This is a genomic window from Rhodothalassium salexigens DSM 2132 (genome assembly GCF_004341375.1).
GTDB classification, from domain to species: domain Bacteria; phylum Pseudomonadota; class Alphaproteobacteria; order Sphingomonadales; family Rhodothalassiaceae; genus Rhodothalassium; species Rhodothalassium salexigens.
Genome location: NZ_SLXO01000007.1, coordinates 148,511 through 165,222, shown reverse-complemented (window position 1 = coordinate 165,222; position 16,712 = coordinate 148,511). Strand labels below are relative to the sequence as shown.

Below are 16,712 nucleotides of genomic sequence, written 5' to 3'. Positions count from 1 at the left end.
GCCGGTTCGAGGGTGGCGCGATGAGCCTTTGGCGGATGACCGTTCTGCTGTTCGTGTGTATCGGTGCGTTGGCGGCATGCGATCGCACGGCCGGGCGCTATCCGTTGTCGGCCGGCCTGTCGGCGACCATCGACATCAACGGCACCGCGCACGAGATGTATGTGTCCAAGGTGACCGGCAAGGTGGCGCATATCTCTTTCTATCGCCGGGGCACGCTGTCCAACCACCGCAAATATTATCGCGGTCTGTTCGTCACCGAGGCGATCGACAAGTCGTTTCACTGGATCAACGAATTCGACAGCGAGACGGTCGAGGCGCTGTTTCCGCTCCGGGTCGGCGCCGAGACCCGGTTCGAAAGCCGCTTCCGGGTGGTCAATCAGGACATCCGCGGGTCGATCCGGGTCGCCATGCGGGTCGAGGACAAGACCAGCGTGCGCATCGCCGGCACCGAATACGAGGCCTTCGTGATCGCCATTCGCCAGGAACGCACGCTGAAGGGCGGACGCACGTTGACGCTCTACCGGCAGGCCACCTATGCGCCGGCGCTGGGCCTGTCGGTGCGCACCGTGGATCGGGAAGGCGAAAGCATCTACACCACCCGCATCCTCGACCTGGACCGCCCGCGCCCACCGGGCCGGCGCAATACCCTGGGCACCATGGTGATCTGATCCGCAGGCGTCGCGCTTGTGGGGCGGGCTTTGATCGGTCGCATGGGCGCTTGCCGGTCCAAGACCGACCGCCCGGACACACCGAAGGAACCGGCCCCATCGCCCCGCCCGTCTGGCGACGACGGTCGGGCATCACGGTTGCGGGGCCGGGCGCGCGGCGGCGGCTCAGCTTTCGCGCCAGGCCATGTCCATGCTGTCCTTGATCGGCTTGAGCAGATAGGCAAGCGGCGTCCGGCTGCCGGTGCGGATCATCACGTCGGCGGGCAGGCCCGGTTGCAGACGGTTGCCCTGGCCCAGGCGGTCGACCTCGGCGTCGTCGACCTCGATGCGCACGGTGAAGTAGGACACCTGCTGGCGCTCGTCGGTCAGGATGTCGGCTGAGACATAGCTCACCCGGCCTTCCAGGCGCGGCACATTGCGGCTGGCAAAGGCGGTGAACTGCACCCACGCTTTCTGGCCCGGCGACACCTCGTCGATGTCGGTGGGCTCGACCCGCGCTTCGACCACCAGCACATCGTCTTCGGGCACGATCTCCATGATCGCGCTGTCGGGGCGGGTGCCGGGCTGGATCACGCCGCCTTCGGTGAACGCGGTCATGTTGACCACCGTGCCGCTGACCGGCGCGCGGATGTCGATATGGTCGAGGGTGAAGCGCGCCGCGCCGACCCGTTCGGTCAACTCGGAGATTTCCGCCTGGCGCTCGCGCATCTCTTCCGACGCCCGCTCGGCGAAGCTCTGCCGGTACTGGACGATCTCCAACTCGGCCTCCGAGATCGCCCGGCGCGACGAGGCGATGGCGGCGATATGCTCGCCGCGCTCGCCCTCCAGTCGGGCCGCCTCGCGGCGCAGCGCCGACACCCGGTCCTTGCGGGTCAGGCCCTTTTCCAACAGGTCTTCGAGCCCCGCCAACTCGTCCTCGATCAGCGCGATCTGCCGGGCGTTGGAGCGCGCCTGGGCGCGCCGGCCCTCGATCTGCTCCTCCAACTGGCCGATGCGCTCGCGGGTGACGCGGATCTGACCGGCGAGCGTCGCCCGGCGCGCCTCGAACAATTGGCGCTGGGCGTCCAGGATCTCGGCGAAGGCGGGGGTGGCGGCGGCCTTGGCCTGCAACGCGTCGGCAAAGCGCACCGCCTCCGCCCCGGCCAATTCGGCGGCCAGTCGCGCGGCGGCGGCGCGGTTGGTGAACAGGCGCTTGGCGTAGATATCCAACTGCGCGCGCGCCCGGGTCTCGTCGAGCCGCACCAGGATGTCGCCTTGGGCGACCCGGTCGCCATTGTTCACATAGATGCGGTCGATGATGCCGCCTTCCAGGTGCTGTACCTGCTTGCGGTTGGACAGCACCTTGACCATGCCGGGCGCGATCACCGCGCCTTCGATGCGGCTGACCGCCGCCCAGGTGCCGAAACCGCCGAAGGTGATCGCCAGCACCACAGCACCGAGCACGATCGCCGGGCGGGTGTCGGTGTAGGGATCGCGGGCGGTGCCGGCCCCGCTGGCGGCGGTGCTGTCGCCGGTTCGGGCCGCCCGGTCCCGCAGCCGGCCGAGCCAGTTGCGGGGCCGGTCGGCGGACGGGCGCGCGGGGCGGGGCGTTGGATGGTCGGTCATGCCTGTCCCTCTCCGGTCGAGACGGCGCGCGGGCCGGTGGCGCCTTGGCCCGCGTTCGCCGCAGGCCGGTCGCCGGCGCCGGGCGCCGCCGCCCCGTCGCCCCGAGCCTTGCCTTGCGGGGCCGTGCCGTCCGCGGCCTTATCTTCCGGGGCTGGGCCGCCCCGCGCCTTGTCCCCCGGGTCGGCGTTGCCGTTCGGCTTGGGCACGCTGCGCACCAGCTTCTTCATCACCTCGTCGCGGGGGCCGTAGGTGTCGATCTTGCCGTCGGCCAGGACCAGCAGGCGGTCGATGTCGCTCAACAGCGACGGCCGGTGCGAGATCACCACCACCGTGGTGGCCTCGCGGCGCAGGGCGTCCAGACAGCGTTTGAGCGCCGCCTCGCCGTCGCTGTCCAGGCTGGCATTGGGTTCATCGAGCACCACCAGCGCCGGGTCGCCATAGATCGCCCGGGCGAGCGCGATGCGCTGGCGCTGGCCGGGCGACAGCGCCGCCCCGGTGCGCCCGATATCGGTGTCATAGCCGTCGGCGAGGCGCAGGATCATCTGGTGGACGCCGGCGCGCTCGGCGGCCTTGACCACCTTGTCCGGGTCGACCGGGCCGAAGCGGGCGATATTGTCCTTCACCGAGCCTTCGAGCAGCGCCACCGACTGGGGCAGATAGCCGATATGCGGGCCCAGTTGGGCGCGGTCCCACTGCGCCACGTCGGCACCATCGAGGCGCACGGCACCGTGGCTGGGCGTCCACACGCCGACCAGCAGCCGCGCCAGGCTCGACTTGCCGGCGGCACTGGGGCCGATGATGCCGACCGAGGTGCCGGCTGGGATCGCGAAGCCGATGCCCTTGATCACCGGCTGCTCGCCGCCCGGCGCCGGGGCCACCAGCCGCTCCACCTGGATGTCGCCGCGCGGTCGGGGCAGGGCCATGGGTTCGGGCGTGGTCGGCGCATCGGCCAGGAAGTCCTTGAGCCGGTGATAGGCCTGGCGGGTCTGGATGACGTTGCGCCACTGGGCGATGGCGGTCTGGATCGGCGCCAGCGCGCGGCCGAGCATGATCGACCCGGCGATCATCGCGCCCGGCGACATCTCTTGGGCGAGCACCAGATAGGCGCCGGCGCCGAGCATGGCCATCTGCAGGGCCGGGCGCACGAACTTGGTCAGCGCGGTCAACAGGCCCGAGCGGTCGGACGCCAGCGCCTGGTGGCCCAGGCTTTGGGCATAGGCGTCGCGCCAGCGCGCGCGCACGCCGTCGGTCATGCCCAGGGCTGCGACCACCTCGGCATTGTTGGCGCAATCCTCGGCGTACCATTGCGCGCGCTGGCCCATGGACCCGGCCTCGGTCAGCGGCTTGCGGGTCAGCCATTCGCTGACCAGGGCGAGGACGAACAATAGCACCCCGCCCGACAGCGCCAGCAGCCCCAGCACCGGGTGCAGCAGGAAGATCACCGCGAAAAAGATCGGCGCCCAGGGCGCGTCGAACAGCGCAATGATGCCCGGTCCGGTGGCGAAGGTGCGCACCTTTTCCAGGTCGCGCAGCGGCTCGGCCCGGCCGGCGCCGCGGCTGAGCGACGCGTCGACCATGCGCGCGAACACCGGGTCGCCGAGCTTGCGGTCGATGCGCCCGCTGACCCGCACCAACAGCCGCGACCGGGCCAGTTCAAGCAGCCCCATCATGGCGAGCAGGAACACGCCCACGAGGGTCAGATAGAGCAGCGTCGGCACGCTGCCCGAGGTCAGCACCCGGTCGTAGATCTGCAACATGTAGAACGGCGTGGTCAGCATCAGCACGTTGATGAACAGGCTGAACACGCCGGTCCAGACGAGGCCGCCGCGCAGTTCCGCCAGCAACTCGCGAACCAGGCGCGGCACGGCCGCGCCGCGCGATCGGTTGGCCATCGGCGCGTTCCCTTTATGTGTGCGTGCGTTCTTTGACTACACCGAAGGTCGCCCAGGCACAAGCAAGCGACCGGCCATGGCGACCTGGCAGCCCCGGCCAACGCCGTGCGCTCCGGTCTGGCGGCCTCGAACCACACCGCTATCGAAACAAGAAAAGGTTGATGGGGCGTTACGCGGCCACGCGACCGGCTCTATGAGCGGCCGGTGCCCGGACAGCCGGCGTCGACGCGACGTATCCATACATGCGAATGTTTGAATATCTGTCCCGGCTGGGGTATGATCGGAAAAAATAGAAGAACCACATTGCGCATCGTGACCGGTGACCGCCTTCCGGCCCGGGGCCAGGGCGAAAGCCGGTGCCGCAACCGAGACCGGCACGGCAACCGGGATCGAGACCGCGCGGCGATCTGGTACCGCCCGGGTCGCGCGGGGTTCGCCGGGGCTCGTGGGAGCTCGTGGGGGCTCGCCAGGGCTCGGTCGGGTATTGGCCGGATACCGGTTGGCGTCCGGAGCGCTAGCGTCCGGGCCGGCCGGCCGGCCGCAGGTTTCGGGGCGTCGGGGCGGGCGCGAACTTGGGGAAGGATCATGCCAAACATCATCGTCATGGGCGGCGGCATCGGCGGCATCACCATGGCCTACGAGCTGCGCCACCATCTGGGCCGCGACGCCCAGATCCTGTTGATCTCGGACCGCGAGACGTTCCAGTTCACGCCGTCGAACCCGTGGGTGGCGGTGGGCTGGCGGCGGCGCGAGCGGGTTGAGGTGCCGCTCGGGCGCCATCTGGCGCGCCACGGCATCCGCTTCGACGCCACCGGGGTCGCGGCGGTGCACCCCGAGCGGAGCCGGCTGACGCTCGCCGACGGGCGCACGCTCGACTATGACTATCTGGTGGTCGCCACCGGGCCCGAGTTGGCGTTCGACGCCATTCCCGGCTGCGGGCCGGACGACGGTTACACCCAGTCGGTCTGCACCACCCCGCACGCCGCCGGCGCCCACACCGCGCTGGAAGCCCTGGTCGCCGACCCGGGGCCGGTGGTGGTGGGCTCGCTGCCCGGCGCGTCCTGCTTCGGTCCGGCCTATGAATATGCCTTCGTGCTCGACCGCGAACTGCGCCGGCGCAAGATCCGCCACAAGGTGCCGATGACCTTCGTCACCGCCGAGCCCTATATCGGCCATCTGGGCCTCGACGGGGTCGGCGACACCAAGTCGATGCTCGAATCCGAACTGCGCGACCGGCATATCCCGTGGATCACCAATGCCCGCACCACCCGGGTGGACGCGGCGGCGATGACCGTGGAGGAATTGGACGATCTGGGCCAGGTGCGCCGCGAGCACCGGGTCGACAAGCGCATGGCGATGATGTTGCCGCCGTTCCGGGGCGTCGCCGCCCTGGCCCAAACCGGCGCGCTGGTCAACGACAAGCGCTTCGTGCTGGTCGACGACTATCAGCGCAACCCCGCCTATCCCAATGTCTATGCGGTCGGCGTGTGCGTGGCGATCCCGCCCATCGCCCAGACGCCGGTGCCGTGCGGGGTGCCCAAGACCGGGTTCATGATCGAGACCATGGCCAACGCCGCCGCGCGCAACATCCGCGACGCCATCGCCGGGCGGGCGCCTAGCTATGTGGCGACCTGGAACGCCTTCTGCCTCGCCGACTATGGCAATGGCGGGGCGGCGTTCCTGGCGATCCCGCAGACCCCGCCGCGCAATGTCAACTGGGCCATGGAAGGGCGCTGGGTCCACTATGCCAAGATCGCGTATGAGTGGTACTTCATGCGCAAGCTCAAGAAGGGCGTGGTGGAGCCGTTCTACGAGAAATGGGTGATGCGGCTGTTGGGCGCGTCCAAGGTCTATCAAAAGCCGCTGGTGGACAGCCAGCCGCCGCGCCGCGCCGCCTGACCCGGCGGCCGGCGCGCCCCGGTGGCCGGTCCGGGGCGATGATGAGCGGTGGCGGGCGGGCTGGACGCTGTGGCCGGGTGGTATGGCCGGGCGGCAAGGCGGGGCGGTACGGGCCGCCCGGCCGGCGCAGCGCTCAGCCGCGGTCGCCCGACTGGCGCTTGAACAGCGTCGCCCCGCAGGCCGGGCAGCCGCCGGCCTTGAGCGCCTCGATGGTCGCCGGCACGCCGTCTTCGCCCAGGCTGTGCACCACCCCGCAGCCCGCGCAGCGGTAGCGCCGGGCGCGCGGGTTGACGTCGAAGGTGTAGAGCGGCCCGGCATAGCGCGCCTCGGCGTCGGGGGTGCTGGTCTCGGCTTCGGTCTGGTCCTCGCCGGCCGGTCGGTCCGCCGCGCCGGTGCCGGCCAGCGTCAGCATCTGCCCGGTCGAGCCCAACAGCCCCGCGCCCTGATAGCGGTTGAAGCCGGGATAAAGGCCGGTGACCGCGAAGCCCGCCTCGGCCACCGCCGCCAGCAGCCGGGCCTGCCACGCCGGCGCCTGAGCACCGAACGACAGAAAGCCCAGCGTGCCGGTATCGGGGACCAGCGCTTGGGCGGCGCGGGCCAGGAACAGGCGCGCGCCTTCGAGCGTGTAGGGCGGGTCGGTCTCGATCACGTCGAAGGCCTGGCGCAGGTCGGCCGGCAAGGGCTCGCGCAGGTCGTGGCGGATCACCCGCAGATCGGCGCCGATCTCGCCCGCCGCGGCCTCCAGATAGGCGGCCCAGTCGGCGTCCACCTCCAGCACCGTGATCGGCGCGGGCAGCGGCGGCAGCCCGGCCGCCTCGGCGACCAGGCACAGCGCCAGCGACACCGAATCGTCGTCGCCCAACACCAGGATGCGCCGACCTTCGAGCGCCCCGGTCTCCAGCATCAACAGCGCCCGGCGCAGCGCCGTCGCCGCCGTGCACGGCGCCTGGTCGAGCGTCACGTCGACCTTGGGCGCATTGGCCAGCAAGGCGCTCAGCCGGTCGACCAGCCGGGCGTCGGGGCCGGCGAGCCCGGTGCCGCCGCAAGCCTCGCAGTGCGGCGCCAGCGCGTCGCCGAGCCCCAGCGTCTCGGCCACAAAGCGTCCGCCCGCCTCGCTCAGGCCGACACCGCCGCGCCGGGTCAACAGCCCCTCGGTCTCCAATTCCCGGCGCAGCGCCGAGGCCACCGGCACCGGCAGGCGCGCCGCCCGGGCGATCTGGTTCAACGCCGCCGGTCCCTCGCGCTTGACCGCGCGCAGGAAGGTGGCGACGCCCTCGGCGCCCTCGCGCAGATTGGTGGCGGTGGCCACGCGGGCCAGAACGTCTTTGTCAGCGGGGTCGGATGGGGTCATGGCAGGGGCCTGGGCTGGATCATGGGGGCCCAGGCTTAGGCGAGCGGTCCCGGCGTGGCAAGCGGCGCGCCTGCGTCCGCCTGTGCTTGCGATTGCTCGCGATGATCGGGACCGTGGCGGCGGGCCGGGGAGGCCAAGGGCGGCGCCGTGCCGCCGGTTGGCCCGGTGACAGCGCCGCAGCAAGTCGGTAAGCTACCAATTATGGAAAGATTTCGCTTTGTCCTGCTGATCCTGCTTCTCGCCCTGACCGCCCGGGCGGTCGCGCAGGGCGAGCGCCAGTCCGCCCAGCCGTCGGCCGGGATGCGGGGCGACGGGCGGCCGGTGCTGTTGACCGAGGTGTCGGGCGCCATCGGTCCGGCCACCGCCAAGCAGATCGCCGACGCCATCGACGCGGCCGAGACGCGCAATGCCCCGGCCCTGGTGCTCAAGCTCAACACGCCCGGCGGCTTGGTCACGTCGACGCGCGAGATCATCATGGCCATCCTCGACAGCGACGTGCCGGTGATCGGCTATGTGGCGCCGTCGGGCGCGCATGCGGCCAGTGCCGGCACCTATATCCTGCTGGCTACCCATGCCGCCGCCATGGCCCCGGCGACCAATATCGGCGCGGCCACGCCTGTTCAGATGGGTGGCAACAATCCGCTGCCGGGGCCAAGGCCCGCGCCGGCCGATCCGGCACCGCCGCAAGACGCCGAACCCAGCCCGAAGCCGCCAGCAGAGACTGCCGAAGATACCGACCCGGCCACCGGGAATGCCCCCGACCGCGCCCCCGGCAGTGCAACCGACGCGGCCCCAGAGACCGGGCGAGAGGCCGGGGGAGAGACCGGGCGAGAAACCGGGCGGGCGCCGGCCCCGCGCCGGGGCGACGCCTTGGAGGCCAAGCGGGTCAATGACGCGGTGGCGTTCATCCGCGGGCTCGCCGAATTGCGCGGCCGCAATGCCGACTGGGCCGAGGCGGCGGTGCGCGAGGCGGCGACGCTGACCGCAGAGGCGGCGCGCGCGCAGAATGTCATCGACACGGTGGCGGCGAGCGTGCCGGCGCTGCTTACCGCGCTCGACGGGCGCACGGTGTCGGTCAAGGGAGCCGATCGGCGCTTGTCGCTGGCCGGCCGCGCGGTCGAGAGGGTGGAGCCGAGCCTGACCACCCGGGCGCTCGGCGTGCTGGCCAATCCCAATGTGGCGTTCATCCTGATGCTGATCGGCGTCTATGGCCTGATCTTCGAGTTCTCGAACCCCGGCACCATCGGGCCCGGCGTGGTCGGCGCCATCGCGCTGGTGCTTGGGCTCTATGCGCTCAATCAACTGCCGCTCGACTATGCCGGCCTGGCCTTGGTCGGCCTCGGCATCGCCTTCATGGTGGCCGAGGCGGTGTCGCCGTCGTTCGGGATCTTGGGCTTGGGCGGGCTTGCCGGCTTTATCATCGGCGCGGCCATGCTGGTGGATACCGATCAGCCCGCCTATCAGCTTTCCTGGGCGGTGATCCTGACCAGTGCGGCGGTCACCGGCGGGCTGTTGATGCTGATCCTGTCGTTTGCCGTGCGCTCTTTCCGGGTGCCGGTCCGCACCGGCCGTCAGGGGCTGCTCGGCGCCACGGCGGCGGTCATGGACTGGCAGGGCGAGCGCGGCCATGTCTGGATCGACGGGGCGCGGTGGCGTGCGCAACTGGCCCCCGGACAGTCGCCGCCGGCGCCCGGCGGGCGCGTGCGGGTCGCCGGGCTCGACGGCCTGACCCTGACCGTGGAAACCGCCGAAACCTGAGCTTGTCCGCCGTCATATCGACCAAGGGAGCGCCCCGATGACCGTCGACTATTCGATTTATCTGGTGTTGGCCGCCGCGCTGGTGGCGTTGTTGTCCAGCGCGCTGCGCATCTTGCGCGAGTATGAGCGCGGCGTGGTGTTCACCCTGGGCCGCTTCACCGGTGTCAAGGGCCCGGGTCTGATCATCCTGATCCCGATCATTCAGAAGATGGTCAAGGTGGACCTGCGCACCTTCGTCGAGGACGTGCCGAGCCAGGACGTGATCAGCCGCGACAATGTCTCGGTCAAGGTCAACGCGGTGATCTACTACCGGGTGATCGATGCCGAACGCGCGATCCTCAATGTGGAGGACTATCACGCCGCCACCAGCCAGTTGGCGCAGACCACGCTGCGCTCGGTGCTCGGCAAGCACGAACTCGACGAGATGCTGGCCGAGCGCGACCAGCTCAACAGCGACATCCAGGAGATCATCGACAGCCAGACCGACACCTGGGGCATCAAGGTGGCCAATGTGGAGATCAAGCATGTGGACATCGACGAGAGCATGATCCGCGCCATCGCCCGCCAGGCCGAGGCCGAGCGGTTGCGCCGCGCCAAGATCATCAATGCCGAGGGCGAGCAGCAGGCGGCCGAAAAGCTGGTTCAGGCCGGCGAACAACTGGCCCGCCAGCCGAGCGCCATGCAGTTGCGCTATTTCTCGGCGCTCTATGACATCGCGGGTGAAAAGACCAACACCATCGTGTTCCCGATCCCGGCCGACATTCTGGCCCAATTGACCCCCGGCAAGCGTCCGCCCGAAGCACCCTGAACCGCCCTGGGGCGGCGACGGGCCGGTGGGCGCCTGGTCTGAGGGCGGGGGAGCGGGTTTCAGCAACCGACGATCGCAAGGAGACCGTTCATGGCCGACAGCGCGGACAAGGAGTTGTTGCAGAGCGTCGACGCCGAGGCGCGCCGGCGGGCCAAGACGCTGATCCGCACCGCTCCGGCCGGTGCTTTGGCGCTTATGGAGCCCGACACCGGGCGGCCTTGGGCGACCCGCGTGGGGCTGGCCTGTGACCTGGACGGTGCGCCGGTGTTTCCCATGTCGTCGCTGTCGGGGCGTGCTGGTGCGGTGGCGTCCGACCCGCGCGCCTCGCTGCTGATCGGGCCGTTGGCGCCGGGCGACCCGCTGGCCCAGGCGCGGATCACGCTGATGGGCACGGTCCGGGCGGTGACCGACGCGGCCGAGCGGGCGCGGCTGCGGCGGCGCTATCTGGCCCGCCAGCCCAAGGCCAAGCTCTATATCGACTTCGCGGACTTCGCCTTCTGGCGCTTCGAGGTGGAGCGCGCTCATCTGGTGGCCGGCTTCGGCCAGGCCTACACTCTGAGCGCGGCGGACCTGTCCATCGCGCCGGCGGGGCGGGCCGGGCTGGCGGATCTGGCGGCCATGGAAGAGAGTGCCGTCGCGCACATGAACGCGGACCATGCCGACGCCGTGGCGCTCTATGCCGAGCGGTTGCTGGGCGCGCCGCCGGGGCGCTGGCAGGTGGTCGGCATCGACCCCGAAGGACTCGACCTGCGCTGCCGCCAGGACCTGCGCCGCCTGGACTTCGACCAGCCGTTGACCGACAGCGGGGCGCTCAAGGCGACGCTCGCCGACCTGGCGCGCCGGGCCCGCGCCATGCCCGAGCCCATAGCCGCCGGCCAACCCAGCCCCGACACCGCCTGAGCCGCCCGCTGTCTGCGCATGGGCCATGCGACGGGCCCCGGCAGCACCGGTCCATGCCGCGCGTCGGCCGATGGATTTGACGTGGGAGAGGGGGGGGATGCCAGAATGGTGGGCGGTACTGGGATCGAACCAGTGGCCCCTACGATGTCAACGTAGTGCTCTACCGCTGAGCTAACCGCCCGAAACCGTTCTGCAAGCGGCGCTGTATCCGCCGCAGGGCGACCTTATAGTCAGGCCGAAACGGCGATGCAACGGTCTTGTGGCAAAAATCCCGCCGCCCGGTCTGGCCCATGGCGCCGGGATGGTTTTTCGCGTCCGGCACCGGGCTGCGATGGCGCGGCCTTCGCACGGTTTGGGGGCGTTGCCGGGGCTTGTTTCGGCTGGTCGGCCGGCGGCTCGGCCCTTAGGTCCGCCTGCGGCAACGACGCGCCATTGACTTCTTGCCCCTGCGTCGCAAACTACCTCTGCACGGCGCCGTTGGTGCCGGAAGCGGGGCCGAGCGCGGGACGCGAAGGCGCTCTCCCCGCCGGTTTGTGGTTGTCCTGGCGTGAAGCGGCGGATTGCCCGTCTGGCTTCGCCCGTGCGTGGGCCTGACCGATGGCAAGCGAAAGCGACCGCCCGTTCACCGTGATCGAGCCCGACCGCCCGGCCGGGCCGATCGTGTTTTCCTCGCCCCATTCCGGGCGCGCCTATTCGCCGGCCTTTCAGGAGATGTCGCGGCTGGACCTCGCCACGCTCCGGCGCAGCGAGGACAGCTTCGTCGACGAGTTGTTCGCCGACGCCCCCGGCCATGGCGCGCCCTTGCTGGCCGCCACCTTTCCGCGCAGCTTCGTCGACGTCAATCGCGCCGCCGACGAATGGGACCCGGTGTTGATCCACGGTCACGGGCGGTTGCCGCGCGGCCGGGTCAACGACCGGGTGACCGCCGGTCTCGGCGTGATCCCGCGCATCGTCGCCACCGGCGTGCCGATCTATGACGCGCCGTTGAGCGTGGCGGAGGTGGAGGCGCGCTTGGCGCGGTGTTACACGCCCTATCACGACGCCCTGGCGGCGCTGATGGACCGCGCCTATCGGCGCTGGGGCCGGGCGCTGTTGGTGGACTGTCATTCCATGCCGCAGCCGAGCGCCGAGCTATTGTCCGCGCGCCTGCCGCGACCGCCCGAAATCGTCCTCGGCAACCGCTATGGCACCTCCTGTTCGCCCGAGTTGATGGCGTTTCTGGAGCGGCAGTTCCGCAGCTTCGGCTATATGGTGGTGCGCAACGAGCCCTATGCGGGCGGCTATTGCACCCAAGCCTATGGGCGGCCTGAGTCGGGCATCGAGGCGGTGCAGATCGAGGTCAGCCGGCCGCTCTATATGGACGAGACGCGGCTTGAGAAGACCGCCGGCTTCGACACCGTGCGCGACCATCTCAGCCAGATCGTCCGCCGGCTGATCCTGCACTGGAGCAACGCCGCCGGCACCGCCTTCGCCGCCGAATAGGCGCGCGCCAGCCCACCCCCGCCCGTCTGACCGGTCATGCCGGATCGCCGACCGACCGGGGCGGTGCGGGGTCGGGGCGGCGGCTGCCGGGTTCGGGCGGGGTCTCGGGCGGGCCGGCGAAGCATTGGGCGTTGGCCATCCACGCCTCGGCCACCGGGCCGGTGAGCTTGAGATCGGTATCGGCCACATGGCGGGTTTGGGCGACCACCTGGGCGAACGCCACCGCCGGGCCGTCGATGCGGTTGTCCGCATGGGCCTCGCCCCAGGTCCACAAGGCGCCCGACGGGGCGGTCAGCGCCAGGAACGGCATCGGCCCCGGTGGCGGCGCTTTGCGCACCTGGAAGCTCCAGGCGAAGGTGTTGACGCCCAGATGGACGATGTTCTTGATGCGGTCGGTCTCGGCGCGGGTGTGGCCCAAGCGGTCGAACACCGCCTGGCCGTGCGCCCAGGTCTCCATCTGGCGCGCGGTGATGCACGAGCGCACCGACATGTCCGGCCCGGCCCAGGGGACCCGGTCCTTGGGGTCGGCGCGGCCCATATGGTCGGCCAGGGCGCGGGCGTCGGCGATCCAGGCGGCGACCAGGGCGGGGCCGGTAAGGCCGCCCGGCGTCTCGTTGAGCGTCTGGGCCTCGAAACCGCGCAAGCTCTGGCCGCCCTGGATCGCCTGCATGGCGCGGGCGAACAGCGCGCGGAACCCGGCGGGCTCGGTGGCCGCCAGGATCGCCGCCCGGTTCCAGAAATGCAGATGACCGACGATGTCGGCGATGGTCCAGCCCTTGAACCGGGTCTCCAGGGCGAGCGCCTGGGCGTCGAGCGGCCGGATCAGGGCGGCGAGCGCCTCGGTCTCGTCGAGAAAGTCTTGCACCTGGTCGAACATGGGGGGGGCTCCGTGGGTCGAGGGGGCGGGCGCCGGTTTCGGCCTGTCGGCTCAGCCTTCCATCAGCCGGTGCAGGCGCTCGTAAGCGGTGGCGAAATCTTCCTTGAAGTCCTGCACCACCTGGCCCGCGCCGCGGCTGGCGGTCATCAGCCCGACCCCCTGGCCGACCCAATAGGTGGCGAGCGTGCGGGCACCTTCATGGCCGCCGTCGGCGAGCTTGTTGATCTTGGCCAGGGCGGGTTCGGTGATCAGCGATTGCAGCGGCATGGGCAGCGGTTGCGGGCCCTCGCCGCTTTCCCAGGCGTCGGTCCAGACGCTGCGCAACTGGCGCGACGGCTTGCCGGTACGGCTTTTCGAGCGCACCGTGTCGCGCGATGTGGCGGCGAGCATCTTTTCCTTGACCGCCGGCGCGGTCTCGGCCTCGGCGGTGGTCAGCCAGACCGAGCCGCACCAGGCGCCGGCCGCCCCCATGGCCATGGCGGCGGCCATCTGCGCGCCGGTGACGATCCCGCCGGCGGCCAGCACCGGCACCTCCGAGCCCGCCTCGGCGACCGCCCGGACCACCTCGGGCACCAGCACCATGGTCGCCACCTCGCCGCAATGGCCGCCCGCCTCGCCGCCGGCGGCCACCAGGATGTCGACCCCGGCGTCGATCTGGCGCCGGGCGTGGTCCGGCGTGCCGACCAGGGCTGCCACCGGCACGCCTTCGGCCTTGGCGCGCGCGATCATCGACGCCGGCGGCACGCCGAGCGCGTTGGCGATCAGCTTGATCGGGTGGGCGAACGCCACGTCGAGCAACTCGCCCGCGCCGCCTTCCTGAAGGTTGACGCCGAAATTGAGATAGTCGCGGCGCAGCGTGTCCAGATCCGAGGCGTCCACGTCGTGGCGCTGCAAAAGCTCGGCGGTGAACCGGCGATGGTCTTCGGGCAGGGCGGCCACCATGCGCTCGGCGTCGAACGCCTGGCCCTTGCCCTCGATCTTGTTGGGCACGATCACGTCGATGCCATAGGGCTTGCCGTCCACATGGTCGTCGATCCAGCGCAATTCCTCTTCAAGCTGCGCGGGCGTCAGCGTCACCGCGCCGAGCACGCCCATGCCGCCGGCGCGGCTGACCGCCGCCACCACGTCGCGGCAATGGCTGAACGCGAACAGCGGAAACTCGATCCCCAGCAGGGAACAGATCTTGGTGTTCATCATCGGGCCTCTCCTTGGCTGGCCGTCGGGTGTGCCGGGCCGGGCGTGGCGGCGGCGTCCTTGCCATCCGCCGCCGTCGTCGCGTCGCCGCCGGATCGGGTCTCTTCGGCGGCGTCGATTTCGACAATTGCCGCGCGCGCGGCCACTTGGTCGCCGGCTTGGGCGGCGATGCGGCACACCCGGCCCGCCACCGGGGCGCGCAGGTCCTGCTGCATCTTCATGGCTTCGAGCACGCCGAGGCGCTGGCCGGCGGCGACCCGGTCGCCCACCGCCACGTCGAGCGCGACCAGCGTGCCGTGCATCGGCGCGGTCACCGTGCCGTCGCCGGTGGCGGCCTGCTCGGCGCGCGCGGCCAGCGCCTCGGTGAACAGCCAGGTCCGGGGGCCGAGCGCCAGGTGCAGCCGGCCGTCCGGGTCGGTCGCCGCCGCCAGCGCCAGCCGCCGGCCGTCGATGCGCAGAGCGTGCGGTGTGTCGGCCGGCGGGGCTGCGCCCGCCTTTGAGCCGCAATTGGGGTCGGGCGCCAGCGTCCAGGCGTGCTCGCCGACGCGGGCGCGGATCGCCCCGTGCGCGCCGGTCGCGCCGGGGTCGGGGCGGAGGCGGCAGGTGTGCAGGGCGCCGGCCTCGTCGACCAACTCGATCACCGTGTCGATGGCCGGGCCGCTGGTCCAGTGCAGCAGATCGCGCGCCATGCCGGCGTTCATGGGCGGGGCTGCGGCGCAGGCGGCGTCGCGCGCGCGGGCGAACAGGCACCAGGCGGCGACCGCGGCGGCGCGGGCGGTGGCGGCCTCGCGGTCGGCTTCGTCGTCAGCGTCGTTGTCGGCGTCGGGCCCGGCGGGTACGCCCATATGGGCGGCGACGAAGCCGGTGGTGGCCTGGCCGGCGGCGAACACCGGGTGGCTGAGCGCGCGGATCAGATAGTCGCGGTTGGTCTTGACGCCCAACAGCGCGGTGCGGTCGAGGGCGGCGATCAGCCGGCGCCGGGCGTCGTCGCGGTCGCTACCATGGGCGACGATCTTGGCGACCATGGCGTCGTAGAAGGGGGTGACCGCGCCGCCGGTCTCGATCCCGGCGTCGACGCGGATGCCGGCGCCGGCGGGCGGCCGCCACAGCCGGATCGCGCCGGTGTCGGGGCGGAAGTCGGCGTCCGGGTCTTCGGCGTAGAGCCGGGCTTCGATGGCGTGGCCGCTGGGCCGGGCGTCGCGGGCCGCCGGGCTCAGTGCCGCGCCCTGGGCGATGCGGATCTGTTCGGCCACCAGGTCGAGCCCGGTGACCATCTCGGTCACCGGGTGCTCCACCTGAAGCCGGGTGTTCATCTCCAGGAAGCAGAAGGCGCCCCCGGCGTCGAGCAGGAATTCCACCGTGCCCGCGCCCACATACGCCACGCTTTGGGCGGCCTTGACGGCGGCCGCCGCGATCGCTTGCCGGCCGGCGTCGTCGAGGGCGGGGCAGGGCGCCTCCTCGATGATCTTCTGGTGCCGACGCTGGACCGAACAGTCGCGCTCGCCCAGCGCCACCACCGTGGCGTGGGCGTCGGCGAGCACCTGGACCTCCACATGGCGGGCGTCGACGAGCGCGCGTTCGAGGATCAGCGTCGGGTCGCCGAACGCCGCCTCGGCCTCGGTGCGGGCGAGCGCCAGGGCGTCGGCGAGGCCGGCCGCCTGGTCGACCCGGCGCATGCCGCGCCCGCCGCCACCGGCCGCCGCCTTGACCATCAGCGGAAAGCCGATGGCGGCGGCCTCGGCGACCAGCCGCGCATCGCTCTGGTCGCCGCCCTGATAGCCGGGCACCAGCGGCACGCCCCGGTCGGCCAGATGGGCCTTGGCGCGCGCCTTGTCGCCCATCAGTTCGATAGCGTCGGCCGGCGGGCCCACGAACACCAGCCCCGCCGCGCGCACCGCACGGGCGAACCGGGCATTCTCGCTCAAGAAGCCGTAGCCCGGGTGGATCGCCTGGGCACCGGCGGTCCGGGCCGCGGCCAGGATCGCGTCGGCGTCCAGATAGGATTGCGCCACCGGGGCCGGCCCCAAACGCACCGCCCGGTCGGCCAGGCGCACATGGGGGGCGTCTTGGTCGGCGTCGGAATAGACCGCCACGGTGGCGAGCCCCATGGCACGGGCGCTGGCCAGGACGCGACAGGCGATCTCGCCCCGGTTGGCGACCAGCAGGGTGTCGAACCGGCCGGTCAGCGTCTCGGCGCCGGCGGGCTTGGGGGCGGCCGGCTTGGGCCCGGGGCGGTGGGCATCGGGCGTGTGGGGATGGTTGGTCATGGCCGGGCGGT

The 16,712-nt window shown here is 71.4% G+C and carries 12 protein-coding genes and 1 tRNA gene; 6 read left to right on the top strand and 7 right to left on the bottom strand.

The features are described 5' to 3' along the window. Window positions 1-35: 35 nt before the first annotated feature. The gene (locus tag EV659_RS10350; protein WP_132708805.1) at window positions 36-668 is read left to right on the top strand and encodes a hypothetical protein; all 633 of its coding nucleotides are present in this window, start codon (window positions 36-38) and stop codon (window positions 666-668) included. Between the two features lie 165 nt (window positions 669-833). Here the strand turns inward: EV659_RS10350 and EV659_RS10345 are convergent, their stop codons facing one another. Both EV659_RS10345 and EV659_RS10340 read right to left on the bottom strand, forming a co-directional pair. Continuing rightward, entirely contained in the window at window positions 834-2,273 is a 1,440-nt protein-coding gene (locus EV659_RS10345; protein WP_132708804.1) for an HlyD family type I secretion periplasmic adaptor subunit, read from the bottom strand. Further along, window positions 2,270-4,165: a type I secretion system permease/ATPase gene (locus EV659_RS10340; protein ID WP_132708803.1), complete on the bottom strand. Its 1,896-nt coding sequence runs from the start codon at window positions 4,163-4,165 to the stop codon at window positions 2,270-2,272. Before EV659_RS10340 ends, EV659_RS10345 begins: the two co-directional genes overlap by 4 nt. 585 nt (window positions 4,166-4,750) lie before the next feature. On the opposite strand from EV659_RS10340, the gene EV659_RS10335 reads away from it, so the two are divergent. Then, a complete protein-coding gene (locus tag EV659_RS10335; RefSeq protein WP_132708802.1) occupies window positions 4,751-6,064 on the top strand; it encodes an NAD(P)/FAD-dependent oxidoreductase in 1,314 nt (437 codons plus the stop codon). Window positions 6,065-6,197: 133 nt separating this feature from the next. Here the strand turns inward: EV659_RS10335 and EV659_RS10330 are convergent, their stop codons facing one another. After that, window positions 6,198-7,415 (bottom strand): bis-aminopropyl spermidine synthase family protein, encoded by a 1,218-nt coding sequence (locus tag EV659_RS10330; RefSeq protein ID WP_132708801.1) that lies wholly within the window; start codon window positions 7,413-7,415, stop codon window positions 6,198-6,200. Window positions 7,416-7,616: 201 nt separating this feature from the next. Between EV659_RS10330 and EV659_RS10325 the strand changes: the two genes are divergently transcribed. The 3 genes from EV659_RS10325 (at window position 7,617) to EV659_RS10315 (ending at window position 10,881) form a co-directional block, all read left to right on the top strand. Then, window positions 7,617-9,173, top strand: coding sequence for an NfeD family protein (locus tag EV659_RS10325; RefSeq protein ID WP_132708800.1), 1,557 nt, complete (start codon window positions 7,617-7,619; stop codon window positions 9,171-9,173). A gap of 37 nt (window positions 9,174-9,210) precedes the next feature. After that, window positions 9,211-9,981, top strand: coding sequence for a slipin family protein (locus EV659_RS10320; RefSeq protein WP_132708799.1), 771 nt, complete (start codon window positions 9,211-9,213; stop codon window positions 9,979-9,981). Window positions 9,982-10,071: 90 nt separating this feature from the next. Beyond that, window positions 10,072-10,881, top strand: a complete 810-nt coding sequence (locus EV659_RS10315) for a HugZ family pyridoxamine 5'-phosphate oxidase (RefSeq protein WP_132708798.1) — start codon at window positions 10,072-10,074, stop codon at window positions 10,879-10,881. Between the two features lie 106 nt (window positions 10,882-10,987). On the opposite strand, the gene EV659_RS10310 is transcribed toward EV659_RS10315, so the two are convergent. Further along, window positions 10,988-11,062 (bottom strand) — tRNA-Val (locus tag EV659_RS10310). A 416-nt stretch (window positions 11,063-11,478) separates the two neighbouring features. Between EV659_RS10310 and EV659_RS10305 the strand changes: the two genes are divergently transcribed. Further along, window positions 11,479-12,363, top strand: a complete 885-nt coding sequence (locus tag EV659_RS10305) for an N-formylglutamate amidohydrolase (protein ID WP_132708797.1) — start codon at window positions 11,479-11,481, stop codon at window positions 12,361-12,363. A gap of 34 nt (window positions 12,364-12,397) precedes the next feature. Here the strand turns inward: EV659_RS10305 and EV659_RS10300 are convergent, their stop codons facing one another. The 3 genes from EV659_RS10300 to EV659_RS10290 are packed head-to-tail and all read right to left on the bottom strand — an operon-like array spanning window position 12,398 to window position 16,701. Then, window positions 12,398-13,240 carry a TIGR03084 family metal-binding protein gene (locus EV659_RS10300; RefSeq protein WP_132708796.1) on the bottom strand — a complete coding sequence of 281 codons (843 nt, stop codon included), beginning with the start codon at window positions 13,238-13,240 and terminating at the stop codon, window positions 12,398-12,400. Between the two features lie 51 nt (window positions 13,241-13,291). Beyond that, window positions 13,292-14,434 carry a nitronate monooxygenase gene (locus EV659_RS10295; RefSeq protein WP_132708838.1) on the bottom strand — a complete coding sequence of 381 codons (1,143 nt, stop codon included), beginning with the start codon at window positions 14,432-14,434 and terminating at the stop codon, window positions 13,292-13,294. Beyond that, complete coding sequence (locus EV659_RS10290; RefSeq protein ID WP_132708795.1) at window positions 14,434-16,701, bottom strand: ATP-binding protein; 2,268 nt, start codon at window positions 16,699-16,701, stop codon at window positions 14,434-14,436. Before EV659_RS10290 ends, EV659_RS10295 begins: the two co-directional genes overlap by 1 nt. Window positions 16,702-16,712: the final 11 nt, after the last annotated feature.

Bases quoted from the DNA above. Each gene is read 5' to 3' on its own strand.
- EV659_RS10350 (WP_132708805.1), top strand. From the start codon at position 36: ATGACCGTTCTGCTGTTCGTGTGTATCGGTGCGTTGGCGGCATGCGAT.
- EV659_RS10345 (WP_132708804.1), bottom strand. From the start codon at position 2,273: ATGACCGACCATCCAACGCCCCGCCCCGCGCGCCCGTCCGCCGACCGG.
- EV659_RS10340 (WP_132708803.1), bottom strand. From the start codon at position 4,165: ATGGCCAACCGATCGCGCGGCGCGGCCGTGCCGCGCCTGGTTCGCGAG.
- EV659_RS10335 (WP_132708802.1), top strand. From the start codon at position 4,751: ATGCCAAACATCATCGTCATGGGCGGCGGCATCGGCGGCATCACCATG.
- EV659_RS10330 (WP_132708801.1), bottom strand. From the start codon at position 7,415: ATGACCCCATCCGACCCCGCTGACAAAGACGTTCTGGCCCGCGTGGCC.
- EV659_RS10325 (WP_132708800.1), top strand. From the start codon at position 7,617: ATGGAAAGATTTCGCTTTGTCCTGCTGATCCTGCTTCTCGCCCTGACC.
- EV659_RS10320 (WP_132708799.1), top strand. From the start codon at position 9,211: ATGACCGTCGACTATTCGATTTATCTGGTGTTGGCCGCCGCGCTGGTG.
- EV659_RS10315 (WP_132708798.1), top strand. From the start codon at position 10,072: ATGGCCGACAGCGCGGACAAGGAGTTGTTGCAGAGCGTCGACGCCGAG.
- EV659_RS10305 (WP_132708797.1), top strand. From the start codon at position 11,479: ATGGCAAGCGAAAGCGACCGCCCGTTCACCGTGATCGAGCCCGACCGC.
- EV659_RS10300 (WP_132708796.1), bottom strand. From the start codon at position 13,240: ATGTTCGACCAGGTGCAAGACTTTCTCGACGAGACCGAGGCGCTCGCC.
- EV659_RS10295 (WP_132708838.1), bottom strand. From the start codon at position 14,434: ATGAACACCAAGATCTGTTCCCTGCTGGGGATCGAGTTTCCGCTGTTC.
- EV659_RS10290 (WP_132708795.1), bottom strand. From the start codon at position 16,701: ATGACCAACCATCCCCACACGCCCGATGCCCACCGCCCCGGGCCCAAG.